Below are 23,286 nucleotides of genomic sequence, written 5' to 3' on the forward strand. Positions count from 1 at the left end.
AAGGGAGCATATATATTGCTCCCTCTTTTTTATTAAGCGTGTAAAACGCATGAAATCGCCATGAAAGCGGCGTGAAAGCGTATACGTTATTAAAAATGCTTGCCAAAATTGCGCCGCGTATGGTATCATAATATGTATGCGAGTTGCATGGTTTTTTCGGCTTGCAATTCGGAGGGCCTTTACAGAATGAAAAAGTTACCGAAATTCATAGTATTCATACTCGTTGCGCTGATGTCGTTTAGCAGTTTTACCGCTTGCGGCGATTTCGGCAAGGAGGGCGGTGCGTCGAGCGGAGCGGATAGCGGCGCGGTTACGGAGACTCCCGAGGAAATTCTCGGCAGTCTTAATATGAATTTCATAGACGATTTGAACAAAGACCTCGTAAAAAAGATTGACGACGGCGACGTAAAAGGCGACGTGAACGTAATTGTCACGCTGTCGGACAGTTCGCTCGTTTCGTTATATAATGAAAAAGGCGCGGAATACGAGAGCGTAAGCGAATTCGGCAAGTCCGAAAGCGCGCGCGAATACCTTTCCTCTTCGGCTTCTCGCAGGGCGAGGGTGGAAAGTCGCTTAAAGTCGGCGGGGCTTATTTCCGAGGTTGTGTACGGTTATGATACCGTGCTCGACGGCTTGTGCGTATCCACTACATACGACAAGGTTGCCGCGATATGCGACGTTCCCGAGGTGGAGCGCGTTATGATATCGCAAACTTACGCGCCCAGCGAAACTGTTACAAACGAGGTAAACGTACACGATACCGGCATTTTCGACAGCAGCGACGTGCCGTATACGGGCAAGGGCACGGTTGTGGCGGTGCTCGATACGGGTTGCGACTACACCCATTCCGCGTTTACGTCGCACCACGTTGTAGAACCGCGTTTGGACAAAGACGATATAGAAGAACTTTTGCGGGACACCAAAGCGTACGGTTATAATTCGAATATCGCCGCTCGCGACGTTTATTACGGCAACGTAACCAAAAACAAGATAGCGTTCGGTTTCGACTACGCCGACCGCGACGCCGATATCATGCCTTTCGAGCAGTCGCACGGCACGCACGTTGCCGGCATAATCGCGGGTAGCGACAGCCGCATAACGGGCGTTGCGGTAGACGCGCAACTTGCCATAATGAAAGTGTTCAGCGATTACAAATCGGGCTCGGAAGAGAGCGATATACTCGCCGCCCTCGAAGACGCGGTTATTCTCGGCGTTGACGCGATAAACCTCAGCTTGGGTATGTCTTGCGGTTTCAGCGACGAGTCGCACGACGAATACAAAGACGGAATTTACAATTCCATTAACGACGCGGGCATTTCGCTTGTGGTTGCCGCGTCCAACGATTACAGCAGCGCGTTCGGTTCGGAACTCGGCGACACCAACAAAACGAGCAATCCCGATTCCGCCACCGTAGGCTCGCCGTCCACCTATGCCGCCGCTCTCAGCGTTGCCTCCATAGAAGGACAAAAAGAGAAATTCATGGTGTCGGACGCGGGCAGAGAGATATTCTTTATAGAGTCGTCTAACCTTGCGGGCAAAGAGTACGACTTTTTCCAAATGCTCGGAGTGAGCGAAACCAACACCCGATTATCGTATCAGTACGTAACCGTGCCCGGCGTAGGCTCGCGCGACAATTACATGGGGCTTGACGTTAAAGGCAAAATCGCGCTCGTTCGCAGGGGCGATATTTCGTTTGAAGAGAAAGTTCGTTTTGCCGCGGAGGCAGGCGCGGCGGCGATAATCGTGTATAACAACATATTCGGCGATATCAAGATGTCGGTCGGTAACAACCCCAAAATACCCGTAATATCCATAGGCAAAGACGACGGCTTTGCTTTGGCGGAGAAAAAAGAGGGCACGCTCGTTTTCGATTTCGGCAACGTGGCGGGTCCGTTTATGAGCGATTTCTCGAGTTGGGGACCTACCCCCGATTTGAAAATCAAACCCGAGATAACCGCTCACGGCGGCAACATACTGTCGGCTGTGCCGGGCGGCGGATACGATTCGCTCAGCGGCACGAGTATGGCGTCGCCCAATATGTGCGGCATAACCGTGCTTATCCGTCAGTACGTTAAAGAGAAATTCCCTTCGCTCACCGTAAACGAAATGCGCGATATGGTGAACAGACTTTGCATGTCTACCGCAACTATCGCTCTCGATAAAGCGGGCAACCCGTATTCGCCCCGCAAGCAGGGCGCGGGACTTGCCAGCCTTTACAATTCGGTAAATACCAAAGCGTATTTGTACGTAGACGGAATGGATAAGTCTAAGCTCGAACTCGGCGACGACCCTTCGCGCACGGGCGTGTACGAAATGAGTTTCAATCTCGCGAACATTTCGAACGAAACGGTAAGTTACCGTATAGACGATTTTACCATGACCGAAACTCTTTCTTCTACCGATAAAGAGTTCGTTGCCGAAATGGCGTATATGCTCGATAACTCCACCGATATCACGGTAGAGGAGGGGGGCACTCTTTCGGGCTCCACAATAACCGTGCCCGCGGGCGATACGGCTAAAATAACGGTAACGGTGCGGCTTTCAAAATCGGACAAATCTTATCTTAACGCGAATTTCGAAAACGGTATGTATGTTGAGGGATACATTACTCTTAAAAATACCGACGCAAACGGAGTGGACTTGAATATTCCGTATCTCGCTTTTTACGGCGATTGGGCGGACGCTCCTCTTTTCGACAAAACATATTACGAGGTGGAGAGCGAGGCTCACGACGGCTCGATTGACGAAGACGACAAGCTCAAAGCCGACCACTATGCAACCACGCCGCAAGGCAAGTATTTTTACGATTACGTGTTCCCGCTCGGAACTTACGTGTACAATCTCGACGAAGACAAATATTCGGCGATACCCGCAACCGAGGAGCATGCGGCTATGTCGTATTATTCGGACAGCATTTCGGGACTTTTCGGACTGTATGCCGGACTTTTGCGCGGCGCGAAACAGCTCGATTTGGAAATGATAAACACCGCCACCGGCGAGGTTGTTTGGAAGAATACCGAGTATAACTGCTATAAAGCGCACAACACAAAGCCGTATTTCAGCGAGATAGAATTGAGCGCCATGGATATCGGCGAAAACAATATGCACTTTCAGGTGAACGTAAAGGCTACGCTCGATTGGGACGGCGACACGCGCAACAGCCGAGATACGTATTCGTTCTCGTTCTATATAGATTACGAGCCGCCTACCATAGTGAATTCGGAATTCCGCACCGAATACGACAAATCGAACAAAAAGAACCGTTACTACGTAGACTTAACGGTGTACGATAACCATTACGCAATGGCTGTGCGCCCCGTGTTGGTATATTCCACCAAAGACAGCGACGGCAAGACCAAAAGAACGTATACGTCGCTTTCCGAAAGCGCGATACCCATATATCAAGACGAACGCGGAAGCGAAAGCAAAGTAACGATTGAAATCACCGATTACATGCAGAGCATCAAAGCGTCGGATATTCCCGACGGAATTGTGTTCGCCATAGACGATTACGCGCTCAATACGAGCGTGTGCTACGTGCCTTTCCCCGAGACCGACTCCGAAACGCTTGCGTTTACGCGAAGCGAACTTTCTCTTTGTCCCGGCGAAACGCAGGACCTCACGAAATTTGTAACGGGTAACGAAAACGCCACCGTAGACAGCGAACTTTACTATTCTTATCTCTCGCACCTTAAGTGGAATTCGAGCAACGAAAACGTGGTAAAAGTTAGCGGCGGTCAAATCGAAGCTGTTGCGGCGGGTACGGCTACCGTAAGTTTTACTTGGAAAGATATGGGCGGCAAAGAACATACCGCCAATATTAAAGTAACGGTGCAGGGCGATAAAGTTACCGATAATCCGCAAGCGGGAAATAACGTAAATCTCAAAGAGTTGAAATTCACGCATTACGATACCGTAAAGGCTTTCAACGGCGATATTTCGCGTTCCGATATAGGGTCTACAGGCTCGGTGAATTATTTCGACGGAGCGTGCAACGTGTCGTTCTATCCGTCCGAGCAAATCAGATTGCACTATTTGCTCGAACCGTGGAATTTGTCGCCCGAAAGATATACTTTGAAATATTCTTCCGATTCGCCCAAAATAGCAACCGTGGACCAAAACGGATTGGTTACGGCGCAAGCGGAAGGCAATTGCACCATTACTCTCGAGATTACCGTAGACGGAAAACTTTCAATCATTGCCGCAACTTGCGACGTTGAGGTAAAGAACGAATTCGTAATCGAACACAACGAGCTCGTTGCATATAAAGGCAAAGGCGGCGACGTAGTGATACCCGACGATAAGGGCATACTGTATATCGGCTCGTTCGCGTTCTGCCACTATGATATGGTAAACGACCGCGAGGTGGAAGACGATTACGATATCGACGCAAAGAAAGACCCGCTCGGCAACGACACCGTAACCTCGGTTGTGATACCCGACGGCATAGAAGAGGTGCGCAAGTACGCGTTTTATAATTGTACCGCGCTCAAAAAAGTTACGCTCGGAAAGGATTGCGAAAGACTGCTCGATTATGCATTCTACGGCGATACAAAACTCGAGAGCATAAACCTTGAAAACGTGCTCGTTATAGGCGCGGCAGGCTTCTTCGGTTGCACGAGCTTAGAGAGAGTAAACACGTCGAACGTAGTTTCCTTGGGCATGTACGCTTTCTCGGGTTCGCATATCACGTCGGTAAATCTTACTAATTTGCGTTGGTGCGGAACTCGCGCATTCGGCAGAGTGCCCGACCCCGAAGACGAAAGCAAAGTTTTGGCGAACGGCGCGGTATGGCTTACTACCGTTACCGTAGGCGCAAACACTCAACTTTCGGTGGGAATGTTCGAAGGTTGTTCCCGTATAGCAACAATAAGGGGAGATATAAACGCCGTGCAAATTCCGGATAAGGCGTTTGCGGGTTGCTACAGCTTAAACAGCGTTTCTTTCTCCAACAACATAACATATTTGGGCGTAAATGCTTTTGCCGATTGCACAAACCTTTCTTCGGTTACGTTTAAGGGCGAGTGCGAGTATATTGCCGACAGCGCGTTCAGCAATACTCCCAAACTGAAAACCTTTACTTTGCCGAGCGGCGAAATTACGTTCGGCAACATGGTGTTTGCGCGAAGCGGCGTAAGTAACGTTGTTTTCGCAAAGACCTCGCGCATTAAAGATATCGGCGTGTCTGTTTTCTCGGGCATGACGAACGCAGTTTCGCTTACCGCTACGGGCAGCGATTATTACGAGTCTAAAAACGGTGATTTGTATTCCAAAGACGGCAAGACTTTAATACTCGTTGCTCCCAATAAGAATTTGGGTGCGTTCACGCTTCCCGCCAACGTGGAAGAAATAGGCGCGGGCGCGTTTGCGGGCAACTCTTCGTTAACCTCGTTTACCGCGAGCGGTTCGGCTCTTAAGAGCATAGGCAACGCCGCGTTCTCCGATTGCGTAAATCTTACGAGCGTGACTTTGCCGAATACTTGCACGTATATAGGCGATAACGCGTTCTTCGGCGCAAACAAACTCGCTTCGTTTACGGGAAATAGTGTAACGCATTTCGGAGAGTATTCGTTTGCAAATACCGCTCTTACCTCGGTTACCGTTCCCGCGGGGGCGGAGGTGGGTGAAGCTGCGTTTGCCGCGGTTGGCAACTTTAAGTCGGTGCTCAAAACCGTGAACGTCGGCGCGGGGGCAACTCTCGGCGAAGGCGCGTTTATGGAGTGCGGCGCGCTCGAAACGGTTAATATGCCCAATGCGGGCGGCGTAACGATAGTGGGCATGACTTTCTACAATTGCGCTAAGCTTACCACTATTGATATGAGCAAGATAGGTAGCGACGGGGAAAACTGCATAGTAGGATACGCAAGTTTCTACGGTTGCTCGAGCTTGACTACGGCTGACCTTGCAAACGTAACCGCTATCGGCGATTATTGCTTTGCCGGTTGCCGTTCGCTTGCAACTGTCAGTCTTCCCAAAGTGCTGTATATAGGCGCGGACGCTTTCACGTCTACGAATTACAGCGTTAACAATGCGCCCGTAATCACGGAGCTCGATATGCCCGAAGTGCAGTATATCGATACGGGAGCGTTCGACGGCTTGAAATCGCTTACTACGGTGAGCATGCCGAAAATTGTGGAAATAGCCGACGGCGGGGCGTATACCATGGGTTCGAACCAATCGTATATATTCTCGGGCGCATTCAGCAACTGCGAAAATCTTACAAGCGTTGAAATGGGCACGCTTGCTCGTTTACCCGATTTCGTGTTCTACAATTGCGGCAAACTGAGCGACATAGACCTTTCGAAAGTGGAATATATAGGCATAATGGCTCTCGGCGGCGTGCCGATTACCGAGGCAAATCTTACCGAGTGCATAGAGATAGGAACACAGGCGTTCTCGCTTTACAATCAAAACAACGAAAAACTCGTTTCGGTAAACGCACCCGAATTAGCCGTGCTTAACGACGGCGCGTTTAGCAGCTGCGTAAAGCTCGATTCGGTGAATATGCCCAAGCTCCAAAGTATGGGCGTAAGCGCGTTCGGCGGTTGCACGAGCCTTACCGAGTTCGCTCTCTCGGCGAACTTGAAAAACGTGGATTACAGGGCTTTCTACGGCGCGGCGGCTCTTACCGGCTTTACCTACAACGGACAAAGCGACGCCGCAACCGATAACTTTGTGCTCGATAAAGGCGTGCTGTATACGGTATTGCCCAACGGCGGCTATCAACTTTCGGTATATCCCGCGGGCAAAACCGATAGCGAGTACAGCGTGATAGAAAATACTCGCCGCATAGAGTTCGGCGCGGCGGAAGGCAATAAGTGGCTTCAAAAAGTTATATTGCCGTCGTCGCTCAAAAACATAGGCAACATGGCGTTCTACGAGTGCTCCGCGCTCAAAGAGGTGGTGTTCAACTCTTACTACGCGCCGCAACTCGAAGGCACGGTGAGCATAGAGGTGGAGATTACGCTTGAAAACTTGAGCGAATATCCCAAGTATGCGGAGCTGTACAAATATAATTACAATTTCCTTTTCGCGGGCAACGTGCACATGTCGGAAGCGTTCTATTACCAAAATTTCGTGGATACCGTAACGAGCAAAAACGCGTCGGAACTTGTATACACTTATCCCAAAAACGGAAGCGGCTATAAAAGCCCGCTCTACAGAGCTTATTTCAACGATAACTTAGACAGCGAGGGAAACCGCGTAGACTCGGGCACCGCTACGGGCGCGAACGTGTTGGCGTTCCTCGCCGCATACGAGAAACTGCCGAGCGGAAATATCGCCACCCGTTTCGATGCGGATGCGATAATAAACGCGCGCACCGCCCTCAACGCGTTGAGCGCGAGCGAACGCGCCGAATTGGACCCCGCAAAGGTTGCCCGTTTCGAGTCGCTTGAAAAAACTTATAATGCGGACGTGGTTTCGTACGCCATAACGCGTATATTCGACGTTGACCGTTCGGAATATTCGTACAACCTTATCCGCGATGTATTCAAGAGCTACAACGCTCTCACCGAAGAAGAAAAATCGCTTGTTACCAACTATTCGGTTCTGCAAGGCAAGTTAAGCGACTTGAGAAACGAAATGGCGAACGAAATAGATTTTAACAAAGACTATTCCGAATACACGTTCCCGAGCGAAGAGAAAGGCGGTTGCGGATGCGGTAGCGCAATGGAAACCACCGCTACGTTCGGCGGCATTCTCGCCGTATGCCTTGCCATGGTTGCGGGTATAATTTTCGGTCGCAAAAGGAGAACGAACAGATAATGAAGCGGCTTAGGTTTGTTTTATTATTATTGCTCTTTGCGTTGTGCGTAGGCTCTTTCGCCGCGTGCAACAGCGTAGGCGATATAGACTACGAGAAAGAGGGGTATACCGCCGTAGTCAAATTCGACTTTCAGGGCGGCAAGATGAAAACCGACGTTTTCGAAGCCAGCGGCTACATTACTTACCGATATAAGCCCGGCTCTCTCGCGGTAGACCCTCTCACCATGGACGATTATTCGCTTACTCTCGAGGGAAACCGCTTTTTGGGTTGGTATATAGACGAGGCGGGCACGAGAGAATGGGATTTCAAAACCCCGCTTAAAGACCACGAAACCGTTACGTTATACGCAAAGTGGGAGAAGAGAATAAGATACAGCTACTCCGTTTGCTATAAAGACGAAAACGGCGAAATCAAAGAGCTGTATAATTACGCGGTTAACCCCGGCAATAAGTTTAATTCGGAAATCGCTTTATCAAATCTCAGGCGCGAGGGCTATACCGCTCATTACGACGTGAGCGAACGCTATTGGAAAGACGCCGAATGTACGCAAAAGTGGGATATGGATTTCGAGCATCCGGGCGGAGATATCGACCATGCCGAGCGCGTGTTTGTTAAGTTTATAAAGGGCGAGTGGGAATACGTAAAAGATTTCTCGTCGCTCAGAAGCGCAATCAACGCCGACTTAAACGCGTATATGTTGAACGACATTGACTGCAACGGCAGTGCTTTTCAGATAAGAGATTATTCGGGCGTTCTCGAGGGCAACGGACATACCGTAAGCAATATCACTCAAATTTTGGACAGCCCCGTTGCAAGAATTTGTCTGTTCGAAAAATTGAACGACGGTGCGCAAATACAAAACATTACGTTTGCCAACGTAAAAATATTTACCGAAAAGAACCGCAATTACAGCGATTTCATGGTTTCGGCGTTGGCGCTCGAAGCCGCAGGCAATGTAAAAATAAACAGTGTTAACGTAAACGGTACGTTTACTATGGCGGAGGGCGTGCGACTGAACAGCGCGGCTCTCACCGCAAAAGATATCGAGAGCATAAAGAGCGGGCTGAGTAAGCCGTTTGTAAGCGGCGATAAAGTAACCGTGGAAGCGTTCGCGGCTCAAATAGCCTATGCGGAAAGTCTATAGGAAAAAGTAAAAACGCACGAGAAAGAGGTGTATTAAATATGAAAGGTTTTAAGAAAAAATCATTGGCGCTGCTGTGCGCGGTTATCATGAGCGTAGTCGGCTTGGGCGGACTCGTAGGTTGCGGAAGCGACCCTATTTCCAACGAGTCTACCCGTTTGGTGCTTACCACGCAGGCGCTCGACGGAGTATTCAATCCGTTCTATTCCGCAAGCGCGCCCGACAGCAACATTGTGGGCATGACTCAGCTCGGCATGCTTACCTCCACGTCCGACGGCAGTATTGCCTACGGCGACGACGAGGCATGCCTTGTGTATGACTACGAAGAAACCGTTGCGCCCGACAACAGCAAAACCACATATAAATTCGTGCTTAAAAACAACGTAAAGTTCAGCAACGGCTCTCCCGTAACCATGAAAGACGTTCTTTTTAACCTTTACGTTTACTTAGACCCCATGTATTACGGTAGCTCTACCGTATATTCCACCGATATCGTAGGGCTTAAAGAATACCGTACTCAGCAATCCGCGGGTTCGGCGGAAATAGAAGATTTCGAAAGCATCTATCTCGAGAAAGGTATTCGCAGATTGCAAAGATTGAACGATATGTTCGTTAAAATTTATAAAAACAACGTATCGTATACCGACGAAGAGATGAAGGCGGAGATTAAGAAATACGAGCAGGAATTCGGCGGTAATACCGACAAGTATTCCAAAGATTACGAACAGGCGAAATATCGCTTGAAAACCGTTGCGGAGTCTACTTGGAACGCTTCCGAAGGCACCGCAAAAGATATTAAGCACTACGACGACAACAAGAAAGAATATACCCTCAATACCGACGCCGAAGCCTTCTTGTATAACTGGGGCATTATTACTTGGAACGAAAAAGAGAACAAGTTCGAAAACGCTTGGGCGCCCGAAAGCTCGAATTGGAGCAAACAGCAGGTGCTCGACGGGATTTATAAAAGACACGTTCCCAACAAAATGACCGAAGTTATTCAGATGTATGCTTACGAAGACCTTGTTTCCGATTTGACCGCGTTTGAAAAACAGGATTATTTCGATAATCTCGAAGACTCCGACAAAGTTAAGAACATAAGAGGTATAACTTTTGCCAACCTCGGCAAATCCGTAGAGGTTAAGAGCAAAAAAACGGGAATTACCACTACTTACCCCGCAATAAAAAAAGACGCGGATTATAATGCCGACGGCAGCATTCAAACAGGCAACTACGAGGTATTGCAGATAGAGGTTGAAAAGGTAGACCCCAAAGCTATATGGAACTTTTCGTTCCCCGTAGCCCCCATGTATTACTATTCCAACAGCGAGCAAATAGGACTGTTCGATTACGAAGAGCATTTCGGCATTAAGTTCGGCGACAGGGACTTTATGGACAACGTAATAAAGTCGCCGGATAAAATAGGTTTGCCCGTAGGCGCGGGAGTATATAAGGCTACAACGCGTACCGGCGACTCCAAAAACGTAACGCCTACCACTTTCAGCAGCGACAACGTAGTTTATTTCGAGAGAAACGAGCATTTCATGTTCCCTTCGAAAATAAAATACGTTAACTATCAGGTTGTTGCAAGCCGCCAAATGCTTACGTCTTTGTTCTCGGGCGACGTTCACTTTGTTGAGCCCGAACTTAAAGACGAGTACGTGCAAGAGCTTGACCGCAAAAGCAAAGACGGATTTTCGTATACCACGGCGCGTTCAAACGGCTACGGCTATATAGGCATAAACGCGTCCAAAGTACCCGATTTAAGCGTTCGTAAAGCAATAATGCACGCGATAAGCACCGATTTAATGGTTAGTTATTTCGGAGCAAACGCGCAAAAGATAAACCGCTCCATGTCGAGAGCAAACTGGGCTTATCCCGAATACAACAGCAGAGAGCCCGAAGACGTGCATCTTGACAGTTACGTTGAAAACGACGAACAGTATTATGAGTTTGACGAAACCGGCGACACGAGCTACAACCTCGTATACGAAGACGGTTACAGACCGAGCGGAAGAAAGAACAGCGAGGGCGTTGCCGTTCTTCAAAAGAAAGGGCACTACCTTAAGTATACGTTTACCGTTTCCGGAGAAACCGAAGACCACCCCGCGTTTACCGCATTGTTCCGCGCGGCTCAGATACTCAACAAAAAAGGTTTCGATATAGAGGTTAAAACCGATATCAACGCGCTTAAAAAACTTTCCACCGGCGATTTGGCTGTGTGGGCGGCGGCTTGGAGCTCTACCATAGACCCCGATATGTATCAGCTATATCATAAAGACTCCACCGCGGGTGCGGTAAAGAACTGGGGATATAACGCCATTCTTTCAAGACCGGATAAATATCCCGAGGAAACCAAAATACTTGCGGATTTGTCGGATAAGATAGACGCGGGCAGAGAAACGCTCACAAGGTACGGCGAGGGCGGCAGAAAAGATATTTACGCGCAGGCGCTCAAACTCGTAATGGACCTTGCCGTGGAGCTTCCCGCATATCAGCGTAGCGATTTGTTTGCTTACAATTCTTCCATAATAGACAAAAGCACGCTTATAACCACGGATGAGCAAGGATTGTCGCCTTTCAACGGTCCGCTTTCCAAAATGTGGCTTCTTTCCTTTAACGAAACCAAATAAGCGGTAAGAAACATTATGTTGAAATATATAGTAAAAAGACTGCTGCTGTCTATCTTGATTTTGTTCGGCGTGTCGCTCATAATATACTTTTTGGTTCGCATGATGCCTATGAGCTATCTCGATACCAAATTTTCGGCGCAAATTCAAGCCGGCACGATAAAGCAAGAGCAAGTGGACGCGTTCAAGGAAATATACGGTTTGGCGGATAATTCCTTTTTGGGAATACTGAAGGGCTATTTCGTGTGGGTGGGTAATATGCTTAAGCTCGATTTGGGCGTTTCGTTCGTGCATAGCGAGCCCGTCGGGAAAGTTATAGCCGAGCACATGTGGGTGTCTTTCTTCATTGCTTTTGTGGCAACCGTATTGCAGTTCCTTATCGCCATACCTCTCGGTATCACGAGCGCGACTCATCAGTATTCGGTTCGCGACTACTCGGTAACCGTGCTTACCATGGTGGGCATTTCGCTTCCGTCGTTCTTCTTCGCGGCACTGCTCATTCGCGTGTTTGCGAGCGGACTCGGTTGGTTTCCCGTTCAAGGTCTCGTTTCGGGCGGCGCGTCGTATTCGGGCATAGCCTATTACCTCGATATGCTGTGGCATCTCGTGCTTCCCATGATAGTGCTCGTGGTGCTTTCTATAGGCGGACTCATGCGCTATACCCGTACGAACATGCTCGAGGTTCTCAATTCCGATTATATCCGTACCGCTCGCGCGAAAGGACTTTCGGAAAAGAAAACCATATACGTGCACGCTTTTCGTAACACCATGATACCGCTTGCAACATTGCTTGCGGGCATACTGCCGAGTTTGTTCGGCGGCGCAATGATTACGGAAGAGGTCTTTGCAATTAAAGGTATAGGTCAGTTGGCTTATGCGTCGCTAAAGCAAGCGGATATACCGTTTATTATGGGATACAACATGTTTTTGGCGGTACTTACGGTAATAGGCACGTTGCTGTCGGATATAATGTACGCCATAGTAGACCCCCGCGTTAAGCTCGGAAAGTAAGTCGGTAGGATAAATAATGAGTAACGAACAAAAACAACCGAATAAATTCGTAACTAAGGTAAAAGCCTTTTTCGGCAAATTCAAGAGAAAGAAAAAGTCGGAAGGGGTGCCTTTCGAGTCGCTCAATATATGGGAGCAATCGGTTTACGCCGCGGCGCAAGCCGAAATCGAAGAGGAGAAAGCTCGCGTTGCCGTAGAAAAGGCGGAAGAAGCTCGCATAAAAGCGGCTATCATGACTCAGGCTGAGCACGCCGCGGCTACTGCGGAGCAAAACGAGATAAGCGGAGAAAAATCCGCCGATAACAAAAAGGGCAAGGAGCTTTCGCCCGAGGAAGCCGCAAACGCAGCCGCGGAGGTTGCGAGAGAGGCTCAAAAAGCCGCGGATGAGCAAACCGAAAGGGCAAAGCAGGCGGCGCAAAGGCTTATAGACGCCAAAGCCGCGGTATCTCAAGCCGCGGTGAATTGGGAAGAGTATCGTAAATCCGCCGCAGAGCGACTTACGCGCGAGAACGAACTTGTAAAAAAAGAGCAGGCGCAAAAGTCTAAGGCGGAAAAAGAGCAACGAGCCGCGGTGCAAATTGCGGCGGACTCCGCAGTATCGGAAACCGAACCTACCGAACCTCAAGCAACCGAAGGCGGCGAAGCCGCCGTGTTTTACAAAGAGATGTCGCCCACGAGAATGCTTTTCAGGCGGTTTTTCCGCTCGCGGCTTTCGTTGGTGGGGCTCGTTATGCTTGTTGTGCTGTTCCTGTTCTCTTTCTTGGGTCCGCCCGTATTCCACATGTTCGGATACAATTGGGGCGAGGTGACCATAGACACCACCCGCACGCTCAACACAAACGTGGTTTTGGTAGAAGCGGAAGACGAAGCGGGCAATAAGGTGGAAAGTTATCAGATAATAGAGAGCTATGTTGATTTGAACGCGAAAGCCGCTCCGAGCGCAAAGCATTTGCTCGGCACGGACGAGCGCGGAATGGATATATTCATACGCCTTATGTACGGCGGCAGAATATCGCTCACGCTCGGATTTGTAGTTGTAATTCTCGAAACCATAATAGGCATTATAATGGGCGGACTCGCGGGCTATTTCGGCGGGTGGGTAGACCAAGTAATAATGCGTATCGTAGATATACTGAACTGTATTCCCACGCTTCCCATACTGCTTATAGCAAGTGCGGTGCTCACGAGCTTTGAAATACCGGGGCAATCGAACATATACTTTTTGATGCTCATACTGACGGTGTTCGGGTGGAGCGGTACTGCGCGAATGGTCCGAGGGCAGATACTGTATCTACGGGAACAGGAGTATATAGTCGCGTGCGAGGTTATGGGTATTCCTACCTGGCGACGGATATTCTTGCACCTAATTCCCAATATTATGCCACAGCTCATAGTGTCCATGACTTTGGGACTCGGCAGTATAATATTGTATGAGTCCACTTTGAGTTATCTCGGGCTCGGCGTGCCGAAACCTTATGCCGCATGGGGAACTATGATATCTTCGGCTTCCGACCAAATCATGCTTGTATATTATCCCAATTTTTGGATACCTGCCGGCATACTCATAATAATAGCGGTTTTGGGCTTCAACTTTGTGGGCGACGGATTGCGCGACGCAATGGACCCCAAATCCAAGAGGTAATAAGAATTTGAAAAGCACGGAAAAGAAAAAAAATCCGTATCTGCTTTCGTTTAAGGAAAGCCGCGCGATTATAAAAAGCAATATGAAGGCAATGAAAACTTACGAAAAGCGTAAGCGTGCCAAAGTATTGCCCGAGCAGTACACCACCGTTATGAAGAATGCCGACAACGTGCTCGAAATAGAAGACCTGCACACCTATTTCTTCACCGATAACGGCGTTGTTAAGTCGGTAAACGGCGTTTCGCTCGAGGTTCCGCGCGATAAGATAGTGGGCATAGTAGGCGAGAGCGGTTGCGGCAAAAGCGTAACCAGTCTTTCGGTTATGCAGCTTGTGCAAGCTCCGCAGGGTCAGATTACAGGCGGGGAAATACGTTTTAACAACGACACTCTCGGCTACGACGAAAAGGGCAATCACAAGTGCTACGATATAGTTAAAATGCCCACGTCGGCAATGTACGGAATTCGCGGCAAAGACATTTCCATGATTTTCCAAGAACCTATGACCAGCCTTAATCCGGTGTTCACCATAGGCAAACAGCTCGACGAAGTAATACTTTTGCACGGCGAAAACATGGATAAAGAAAAGGCGAAAGCTCATTCTATAAATATGCTGTCGCTCGTGGGCATACCCATGCCCGAAAAGATATACGGCTATTACCCGCACCAGCTTTCGGGCGGAATGCGTCAGCGCGTAATGATAGCCATGGCTCTCTCGGGCAGTCCCAAACTGATAATAGCCGACGAGCCTACCACTGCGCTCGACGTTACCATTCAGAGCCAAATACTCGACCTACTGAAGAAGGTGCAACGCCAAAGCCATGCGGCGGTAATGCTCATCACTCACGATTTGGGCGTGGTTGCCGAAATGGCGGATTACGTTGTGGTAATGTACGCGGGCAAGATAGTGGAGAAAGGCACGGTGTTCGATATTTTCGATAACCCGTTGCACCCCTACACCATGGGTATACAAAAGGCGAAACCGAGTTTCAGCGCAGATAAAAAGAGCGGGCACGAACAGCAGGATTTATACAGTATTCCCGGCTCGGTGCCCAATCCCATCAACCTGCCCGACACCTGCTTTTTCAAAGACCGTTGCGACAGGTGCAAAGAGTGTTGCTCCGGCGGGTATCCCCGCGAGATAAAAGTGAGCGAAACGCACAGCGTGTTCTGCCACTTATATGAGGACGCCGAATAATATGGAACAAGAATTGCTTACCGAACAACCCAATACACAGCCGCAGGAGCTTTCGCCCAACATTTTGGAGGTTAGCGGCTTAAAGCAGTATTTTCCCATGAAGGTGAACTTTTTGGGCAAGCCTTTGGCGTACGTGCACGCGGTAGACGGAGTGAGTTTCAACCTCGAGCGCGGCAAAACCATAGGCATAGTAGGCGAGTCCGGTTGCGGCAAAACCACTCTCGGCAAAACCATACTCAAGCTCTACAAAAAGTATGACGGAAAAGTTATTTTCGACGGAAAAGACACCGACGAACTTACCCGCGCGGATATGCCCAAATTCCGTTGCGACATGCAGCTCATATTCCAAGACCCGTATTCGAGTTTGCCGCCGCGCATGACGGTAGGTTCGATTATAAGCGAAGCGGTTAAGGTTCACAACATTGTGCCCAAAGAGCAGGTGCGCGAATACGTGCACGGCGTTATGGACAGGTGCGGCTTGCAACAGCATTATTTCGACAGGTATCCGCACGAGTTCTCGGGCGGTCAGCGCCAACGTATTTGTATAGCGCGCGCGCTTGCCGTTAAGCCCAAACTCGTTATATGCGACGAGCCCGTTTCCGCGCTCGACGTTTCCATTCAGGCGCAGATAATAAACCTACTCAAAAAATTGCAGAAAGAAGAGGGCATGTCTTACATGTTCATCTCCCACGACTTGTCGGTAGTGAAATACATTTCCGATACAATCGCGGTTATGTATCTCGGCAACATAGTGGAATACGGCACAACCGACCGCATTTGCGGCAATCCGTTGCACCCGTATACGCAGGCGTTGTTTTCCGCCGTTCCCAATCCCGACCCGCACGCGAAGTCGGACAGAATTGCGCTGGAGGGCGACCTGCCCAGCCCCGCAAATCCGCCCAAAGGGTGTAAATTTCATACGCGTTGCAAATACTGCTCCGAGAAATGCACTTTGGTAACTCCCGAATTCAGAGAGATTGCGCCGGGGCACAGCGTGGCTTGCCACTTGTACGCAGATGAGTAAAAACAAGAACAAACCCAAAGTGGTATACAAAGAGGACGACGGGCGCACGCTCTATCCCGTGCTCGGCAAAGACGGCAAGCCCGTATCCGAGCAAAAGAAAAATTCGGTAAAAGTGAGCCGCAAAGAGAAGCGAGCCATGATATGCGCGGCGTATAAAGCCGCACTCCCCGCATTTTTATGTATTGTGGCGGGCTTCGGAGTGGTGTTCGCTCTGTTGTATTTAATGTTGATATAGGAGGTCAGGCATAATTATGAAAAAACGTATTTCGGTAATTTTGCTCGCGCTTGTCATGTGCTTTGCCGCAGTCGGTTGCAATAACACGCCGAGCGACGAAACGGGCGAAGAGTATAGGCTCGTAGCCGCGGGCACCGATATAGAATGCATTATAGGTCAAACTCCCGATTGGAGCAAGGGGCTTATGTTCATGCTCGGAGAACAGGTGTTTCCTTTCGATAACGCCAACGTGGTTGCCGCAAACGTAGTGGGCGGCAGTTTGCCGAGCGAGGTGGGGCGTTGCAAGTATCAGGTAACTTATGCTTACTTGGGAAAGGAATACAAGCAGGTTGTTTGGGTTCGCTACACTCAAGAGCAACAAAAACCGCCCGTTGACCCCGACGACGAATTGCACGAGAGCAACATGACCGAAGCTCAGCGCGAAGTTCTCGAAACGGCGTTTAACCGCACGTATAAGTCGTTCCTGTTTAACATGGACGTGGATTACGGCTTTGCTAAGTTTATCAAAACGGAAAACTTCGCGGTGCGTAGAGAAGAGAGCGAAGACGTTTCCAAACTTATACGCGAAGAAAAGCACAACACTAAGCGAGTGTACACCGTTACGACGCCGGACATTCATGACGACAAAGTTGAATTCACCGACGAATGGTATCTCAAGCGCACGCAAGAGAGCAAAGGCGGAGAGGTTACCGACGATATGATTTCGGTGTATTTGCCGCTGAGCGAAAACTCGGAAAGCGAAACCGCCGCAACCGAGGGCGAGGGCACGGAACAAAACCCTGCATACAAATGGGTAACGCGTACCGTGGAATACTCGGAGTTTACCGCCAACACCTCGGTATACGAAAGTTTCTATCCCGCAAGTTTTGCCATGAGCGACCGCGAGGTTAAACTCGATTGGTTTGACGCGGCGGAAGGAAAAGACCGCGTGTATAACGTTCACACCGACTACCTTCTCAAAGTTGCGAGCGCGATTTTCGGAGTTATGTCGGACGAATTCCCGCAAAAAATCGAGCTCACCGTATCGCCGAACGGCGACGTGACCGATATGCTTTACGAGTACGAAGAGAGAGACAGCAGCAGCGTTCAAAGCATAACGATTAACGCAAAATGGGAGAACTTGGTGTTGCAAGACAGCTCCGCAGCTCCCAAGGTGGATTTGCCGCCCGCAGAAGAATATACTATGCCTCCGCCCGCAGATTATGACGAGGCTACTATGAAGCCGAGTAGCGGCGAGGCTATCTCCGACGAAGACGAACTCGCGAAACTCAATAGTGCGTTTGATAAAAAGTATAGCGACGTAACGTATAAGTCGGAGCAAAATTTGCAGTCCATTAACACCTACACGGAAGGAAAGACCGTAGGCAACAAACGCTATAATTCGGAAAAACAGTGCGTTGACAATCTCGGCAACGAAACTTTGATTAAAACCAACGGAATGTTTGCGGAGATAAACGCAAGCGGCTCTACCGTGTATCAGCTCAGCGGAAATCAGGGCGACTATCTCAAATACGAGAGCACCGCGGGCGCGGATAAGTTCGATTTCTTTATTCAGCCTAAGGATATGAAGCTCAACGCCGAGTGGTTTGCTAAGAAAGGCGAGAGCAAGACCGAATACGTTATTACCAAAAGCGCGTTGCCTGCTCTTAAAATGAATATACTCGAAATTTTCAGCGGCGTAGACAAATTCATTAAATGCGAGCCCGAAACTTTCACCGTAACGCTTGACGAACAAGGCAATTTGACGGCATGGTATATGCTGTTCGAGTATCAAGAAACAAAGAATTCCATACCGTCGTATTGGAAATTCACGTATGAATATTCTAGTATAGGCAAAACCTCTATAGTGTTGCCCGCGGGAAACAACGGCGCTCTCATTGGGCTTGACGAAACCAAAAAAAATACGCTCGCCGCGTTTACTACGGCTGATGTTTATAGCAACGTAACCGTGACCGATACCGCTACGGATATAACCGCGACGTTTGACGAAGATAGGTCCGTAAGAACGTACTACGAAGACTTTATAGGCTATCCCATCGAGATTACGAGCGATTACGAAAAAAGGACTGGTACGGAAGGCGACAAATACGTTAGAATAGACTACAATTACGAAGAGGGCGAATACGAAGAAACAGAACTCGACGCAACGGGTACGGGCAGTTACGCCTATTTCATGCCGTATTTCGATTTCACGGCTCTTAAGGCAGACGTTATCGACAAAATGGGATACGACTCCGCCGCAAAAGCGTTTGTTCTTTCGGTAAACGATACGTTTACGCTTGAGAACATGAGAGCGTTTATCAAGCAGTTTGCATACTATATCTACGACGAAAACTACGTGTACGATGCCGTTGTGATAGAGCTTACCGCCGACAAAAAAATATCCAACATAAGAGTTGCCGTTAAAACCGTGCAAGACGGAAGCGAGATTTTGAGCACTGTAAGCGCGCAATTCGACAAATACGGCACTACTGTGGTTAAGTACGCATATGAAAAGGACGCCGAGTCAGTGACTGCGAAAATAGACGCACTGCCTACAGTGATTAACGCCGATAATTACGAAAAAGCTAAGAAAGCAATAGAAGCGGCTCGCGCACAGTTAGACGACCTTGCGGAAAAATCAAAACCGCTTGTGTCGGCTGATACATTGAAAAAACTTACCGATGCCGAAGCCGCGCTTAAAAGTTACGAAGCAGGCTTACAGCAAGCGGCGTAAAAGCAAAAACGCAATAAAACGCGAAACGCTCCCGATAGATTGAGTCGGGAGCGTTTTTTGCTTGACTTTATATTTTTTAGCGGTTATAATGGGCGGACAGGTGCAAAAATGAAAATAAAACTTTCCGACAGTTTCACTTATAAAAAGTTGTTGCGCTTTGCTCTGCCGTCGGTGGTGATGATGGTATTCACGTCGCTTTACGGAGTGGTGGACGGACTGTTCGTATCCAACTTTGCGGGCAAGACCGCCTTTACGGCGGTAAATTTCATCATGCCCTTTATAATGATACTCGGCGCGGTGGGCTTTATGTTCGGCGCGGGCGGCAGTGCGCTTATAAGCAAAACGCTCGGCGAAAAGAAACCCGAAAAGGCGAACGCGCTCTTTTCGCTGTTCGTATATTCGTCGTTTGCTTTGGGCGTTGTTTTGGCTGTTGCGGGCGTGTTCGCGATTCGCCCCATAGCCTCGCTTCTCGGCGCGGAAGGAAACATGCTTTCCGACTGCGTGCTTTACGGGCGCATTATTTTGATAGCTTTGCCCTTTTATATGTTGCAGTTCGAGTTTCAAAGTTTCTTCGTAACGGCGGAAAAACCCAACCTCGGACTTGCGGTTACGGTGATATCCGGTTGCACTAATATTGTGCTCGACGCGCTGTTGGTGGGCGTATTCAAATGGGGCGTTGCGGGCGCTGCGGCGGCGACTGCGGCGAGCCAAGTCGTGGGCGGGATAATTCCGCTGTGCTACTTCTTTCGCGCCAACAGCAGCCTTTTAAGGCTGGGAAAAACGAGGTTTGACGGAAAGTCGCTCGTTAAAGCGTGTACGAACGGTTCGAGCGAACTGCTTTCCAACATATCCATGTCTATAGTGAGCATGCTGTATAACTCGCAACTTTTGCGCTACATAGGCGAAGACGGCATTGCCGCGTACGGCGTGCTTATGTACGTAAACTTTATATTCTTTGCCGTGTATATAGGTTACGCCGTGGGCACCGCGCCGGTTACGGGTTATCACTACGGAGCGGGCAATTACGGAGAGCTTAAAGGAGTGCTCAAAAAGAGCGTTGTTATAATTTCGGTAACCTCGCTTGTAATGTTCGGTGCGGGCGAGGGACTTGCCGTGCCCATGTCTAAGATATTCGTAGGTTACGATACCGAGCTGTTCGCGCTTACCAAAAGAGCCTTTTTCATATGCTCGTTCATGTTCCTGTTCGGCGGCATAGGAGTATACGGCTCCTCGTTTTTCACCGCGCTGAACAACGGACTTATTTCCGCGCTCATATCCTTTTTGCGAACGCTCGTGTTCCAAATCGCCGCGGTGCTGTTGTTGCCGCTCGTTTGGGGAGTAGACGGCATATGGGTTTCCATAGTTGCCGCCGAATTCCTGTCGGCAGTAGTCACCGTGATATTCTTATTTGCGTACAGGAAAAAATACCGATACTGATATCGGTATTTTTTATTGCGCTTTTAATCAGGTTTTGTCTATAAGCCCCAACTTTTTAAGCGTGGGGAACAGGAACACCGTTGCGGCGGCGTTTACCGCTACCATTACGGCTTGAGATATTCTGTCTACAAACATTACCCAAAACGGCATGTTGTAAAAATCGGCAAGGGCGTAAGTGGACAGTCCGAGCGTGCACACGCAAATAACCACAGCAGTGCCTATAAGAGTTTTGAGCCTTAAGTTGAGTTTGGGAATTTTGAACGCCAAACCCATAATGAGTCCGAAAAGGGAATTCGATACCACTATAAGGGGTAACGGCAGTCCTACCGTAGGCAATATTAACGTGCCTATAACGTCCGTTGCGAAACACACCGTCATGCCGCCTATCGGTCCCATAACCAAAGCCGATAATATCCAGGGGATATATACTATGGTGATTTTGAAACCGCCGAACGTGAGCACTTGTCCCAATAATTTGAAAGCAAGTGCGGCGGCAACGAGTGTGGCGAGATACGTTATCCGCTTGGTAGGGTTGAGTCGTTTTTTTGCAGTGCCGTATTCCGCTTTCGTGTTTACGGTTGCAATTTCCTGTGAACTTTTGTCCATGTCGGGCAACCTCCTATTAAGTTGTTACGTTTAGTATAACTTGCTTATGCGTTTTTGGCAACCGATTTGAGGGCTTTTTTGGGATTTTTTCTTCCGAACACAATTCCGAGGTCTATAATGCCGAACACCATAGAAAGCACGAACATGAATACGCAACCCACTATTCCCGCAAGCGCGATAGAGAACAAAAGCGGCATAGGTCCGCACAGCGAGAATACCGTTTTGGTGAGAAAGGCGGCGGGTATTATAAGCATGGAAGAAACAACGATATGAGTTATAAAACCGAGTTTTATGCCGGTGCGCTTGCGTATGCTGAGAATATCGAGCGCGCTCGAAACGCACAAACTCGCGCCCAGCCCGAGCGAAAGTATTTCTATGGAGAAATTTTTGCAAAAGGCGGCGATAAGTCCGAACAGCACCGCCGAGCCTATCATGTAGTTGAAAAATCCGCGCTTTTCGAGGTCGAGAGAGTTGAGCATGCTCGAAGCTATGTTTTCAACGCTTATCGGCACGAGTAGCCATGCCGAGTATGATAGAAATCTGCCCGCGTCGGCGTTGTCGTACACGAATTGCCCTATGGGTTTGCCGAGCGCCCAAAACGCGGGCACGAACATTGCCGCAACCACTACCGAGAATTTAATCGCCGTTTCTATCTGCCGCCGCGCGGAGTCCATGTTGCCCGAGGAGTACGCCGACGAGAGCGTGGGTATCATGACGTAGGCGAGAGAGCCCACAACGGTGATGGGGATATAAAGGAGCGGCAGAGCCATGCCTATGCTCGAGCCGAAAATATACATTGCCTGTTCGTTGGTGTGCCCCATGCCCACGAGTATCATGGGCACAACGAGAGCTATCACCGAGTTTACTATGCTCGAGGAAGCTCGCACGAAAGTTATGGGCACGGAGGAGGCGATAAGGGGAACTATTTTCCCTTTGGGCGAAGCCATCTTGCCTTTGCCCGAGAAATAGCAGGCGATACAGCAAACTGCCGTTACCGCGCAAGACGCGCTGAGCGACACCGCGGTAACTTTGAGTTTATCCAGCCCGATAAGAAACAAAATAACGGTGAGCAGTATTCTCGCCGACTGTTCTATAACCTCAATCACGCTCATTACGGTGTATTTCTGCTTGCCCCAAAGGTTGCCGCGGAAAGCCGCGTACACGCCGGAGAACACCACGCCCGGCAACATGAAAAACAGTATCACCATGCTTTCGGGGCTTGCCATGAGTTTGCCTATGGGCGCGCGCAAAAGAACGGTTGCGCCGCATACGAGCACCGCGCTCCCGAGCCCCACGATTAGCGCGGCGGAAACCACCGAGTGCGACTCGCGCGGATTTCTTTCCAGCTCGTACTTAGCCGTAAGTTTGGAAACTATGAGAGGAATTCCGCTCGTAGTGGCGGTGAGCAGCAGAAAAAATATGCTCAAAGCCACTTGATACACGCCCATGTTTACCGCGCCGAGCTCGCGCGAAAGATATATTTTGAAAATAAAGCCGAGCACTCGGTCTATAACGGTAAAGAAAGTGACCGAGAGTACCGCCTTCATAAGATAATTTTGTGCACTTTTCACGTTTTCACCTCTGTATGCGTAGGCATACCTATGCATATGTATATTATTGCGGGCATTGCCGTATTCCTAAATAGCTTTGTAAAAAATTCGTATAGCGGCAAGGTTTTCTCTCGGCTGAGATTGCCACGCTCACTGCGTTCGCTCGCAATGACAAGAAACCCCGTGTCATTGCGAGGCGCATCGGTTGCCCTGTCATTGCGAGCGGCGTAGCCGCGCGGCAATCTCATGCATTAAACACGTACAGTTGCTTTTCATTTCTCATGCGTGGGATTGCTTCGCAGTTCTGCGCACTGCTCGCAATGACAAATAA

The 23,286-nt window shown here is 49.3% G+C and carries 12 protein-coding genes; 10 read left to right on the forward strand and 2 right to left on the reverse strand.

What is annotated here, in order from left to right:
* The first annotated feature begins 186 nt into the window (after nt 1-186).
* From NFR55_RS00935 to NFR55_RS00980, 10 genes are all read left to right on the forward strand, one after another.
* Nucleotides 187-7,767 (forward strand): leucine-rich repeat protein, encoded by a 7,581-nt coding sequence (locus NFR55_RS00935; protein WP_275556897.1) that lies wholly within the window; start codon nt 187-189, stop codon nt 7,765-7,767.
* Complete coding sequence (locus NFR55_RS00940) at nt 7,767-8,912, forward strand: InlB B-repeat-containing protein (RefSeq protein ID WP_251545263.1); 1,146 nt, start codon at nt 7,767-7,769, stop codon at nt 8,910-8,912. Before NFR55_RS00935 ends, NFR55_RS00940 begins: the two co-directional genes overlap by 1 nt.
* A 38-nt stretch (nt 8,913-8,950) precedes the next feature.
* Nucleotides 8,951-11,542, forward strand: a complete 2,592-nt coding sequence (locus tag NFR55_RS00945) for an ABC transporter substrate-binding protein (RefSeq protein WP_251545264.1) — start codon at nt 8,951-8,953, stop codon at nt 11,540-11,542.
* A 15-nt stretch (nt 11,543-11,557) separates the two neighbouring features.
* Nucleotides 11,558-12,550: an ABC transporter permease gene (locus NFR55_RS00950; RefSeq protein ID WP_251545265.1), complete on the forward strand. Its 993-nt coding sequence runs from the start codon at nt 11,558-11,560 to the stop codon at nt 12,548-12,550.
* A gap of 16 nt (nt 12,551-12,566) precedes the next feature.
* A complete protein-coding gene (locus NFR55_RS00955; protein WP_251545266.1) occupies nt 12,567-14,192 on the forward strand; it encodes an ABC transporter permease in 1,626 nt (541 codons plus the stop codon).
* Between the two features lie 151 nt (nt 14,193-14,343).
* Complete coding sequence (locus tag NFR55_RS00960; protein ID WP_338052306.1) at nt 14,344-15,387, forward strand: ABC transporter ATP-binding protein; 1,044 nt, start codon at nt 14,344-14,346, stop codon at nt 15,385-15,387.
* 1 nt (nt 15,388) lies between these two features.
* Nucleotides 15,389-16,411, forward strand: coding sequence for an ABC transporter ATP-binding protein (locus NFR55_RS00965; RefSeq protein ID WP_251545267.1), 1,023 nt, complete (start codon nt 15,389-15,391; stop codon nt 16,409-16,411).
* Nucleotides 16,404-16,646, forward strand: a complete 243-nt coding sequence (locus NFR55_RS00970; protein ID WP_251545268.1) for a hypothetical protein — start codon at nt 16,404-16,406, stop codon at nt 16,644-16,646. The genes NFR55_RS00965 and NFR55_RS00970 overlap by 8 nt, the downstream gene beginning before the upstream one ends.
* 16 nt (nt 16,647-16,662) lie before the next feature.
* Nucleotides 16,663-19,362: a hypothetical protein gene (locus NFR55_RS00975; RefSeq protein ID WP_251545269.1), complete on the forward strand. Its 2,700-nt coding sequence runs from the start codon at nt 16,663-16,665 to the stop codon at nt 19,360-19,362.
* A gap of 108 nt (nt 19,363-19,470) precedes the next feature.
* Entirely contained in the window at nt 19,471-20,799 is a 1,329-nt protein-coding gene (locus NFR55_RS00980) for an MATE family efflux transporter (protein WP_251545270.1), read from the forward strand.
* A 27-nt stretch (nt 20,800-20,826) separates the two neighbouring features.
* On the opposite strand, the gene NFR55_RS00985 is transcribed toward NFR55_RS00980, so the two are convergent.
* Both NFR55_RS00985 and NFR55_RS00990 read right to left on the reverse strand, forming a co-directional pair.
* A complete protein-coding gene (locus NFR55_RS00985; protein ID WP_251545271.1) occupies nt 20,827-21,405 on the reverse strand; it encodes a folate family ECF transporter S component in 579 nt (192 codons plus the stop codon).
* Nucleotides 21,406-21,449: 44 nt separating this feature from the next.
* Complete coding sequence (locus NFR55_RS00990) at nt 21,450-22,952, reverse strand: oligosaccharide flippase family protein (RefSeq protein WP_251545272.1); 1,503 nt, start codon at nt 22,950-22,952, stop codon at nt 21,450-21,452.
* Between the last annotated feature and the right edge of the window lie 334 nt (nt 22,953-23,286).

This window comes from Pumilibacter intestinalis, assembly GCF_943193005.1.
Taxonomy (GTDB): Bacteria; Bacillota; Clostridia; order Christensenellales; family Pumilibacteraceae; genus Pumilibacter; species Pumilibacter intestinalis.

Bases quoted from the DNA above. Each gene is read 5' to 3' on its own strand.
- NFR55_RS00965 (WP_251545267.1), top strand. From the start codon at position 15,389: ATGGAACAAGAATTGCTTACCGAACAACCCAATACACAGCCGCAGGAG.
- NFR55_RS00975 (WP_251545269.1), top strand. From the start codon at position 16,663: ATGAAAAAACGTATTTCGGTAATTTTGCTCGCGCTTGTCATGTGCTTT.
- NFR55_RS00955 (WP_251545266.1), top strand. From the start codon at position 12,567: ATGAGTAACGAACAAAAACAACCGAATAAATTCGTAACTAAGGTAAAA.
- NFR55_RS00985 (WP_251545271.1), bottom strand. From the start codon at position 21,405: ATGGACAAAAGTTCACAGGAAATTGCAACCGTAAACACGAAAGCGGAA.
- NFR55_RS00935 (WP_275556897.1), top strand. From the start codon at position 187: ATGAAAAAGTTACCGAAATTCATAGTATTCATACTCGTTGCGCTGATG.
- NFR55_RS00960 (WP_338052306.1), top strand. From the start codon at position 14,344: ATGAAGAATGCCGACAACGTGCTCGAAATAGAAGACCTGCACACCTAT.
- NFR55_RS00970 (WP_251545268.1), top strand. From the start codon at position 16,404: ATGAGTAAAAACAAGAACAAACCCAAAGTGGTATACAAAGAGGACGAC.
- NFR55_RS00990 (WP_251545272.1), bottom strand. From the start codon at position 22,952: ATGAAGGCGGTACTCTCGGTCACTTTCTTTACCGTTATAGACCGAGTG.
- NFR55_RS00980 (WP_251545270.1), top strand. From the start codon at position 19,471: ATGAAAATAAAACTTTCCGACAGTTTCACTTATAAAAAGTTGTTGCGC.
- NFR55_RS00945 (WP_251545264.1), top strand. From the start codon at position 8,951: ATGAAAGGTTTTAAGAAAAAATCATTGGCGCTGCTGTGCGCGGTTATC.
- NFR55_RS00940 (WP_251545263.1), top strand. From the start codon at position 7,767: ATGAAGCGGCTTAGGTTTGTTTTATTATTATTGCTCTTTGCGTTGTGC.
- NFR55_RS00950 (WP_251545265.1), top strand. From the start codon at position 11,558: ATGTTGAAATATATAGTAAAAAGACTGCTGCTGTCTATCTTGATTTTG.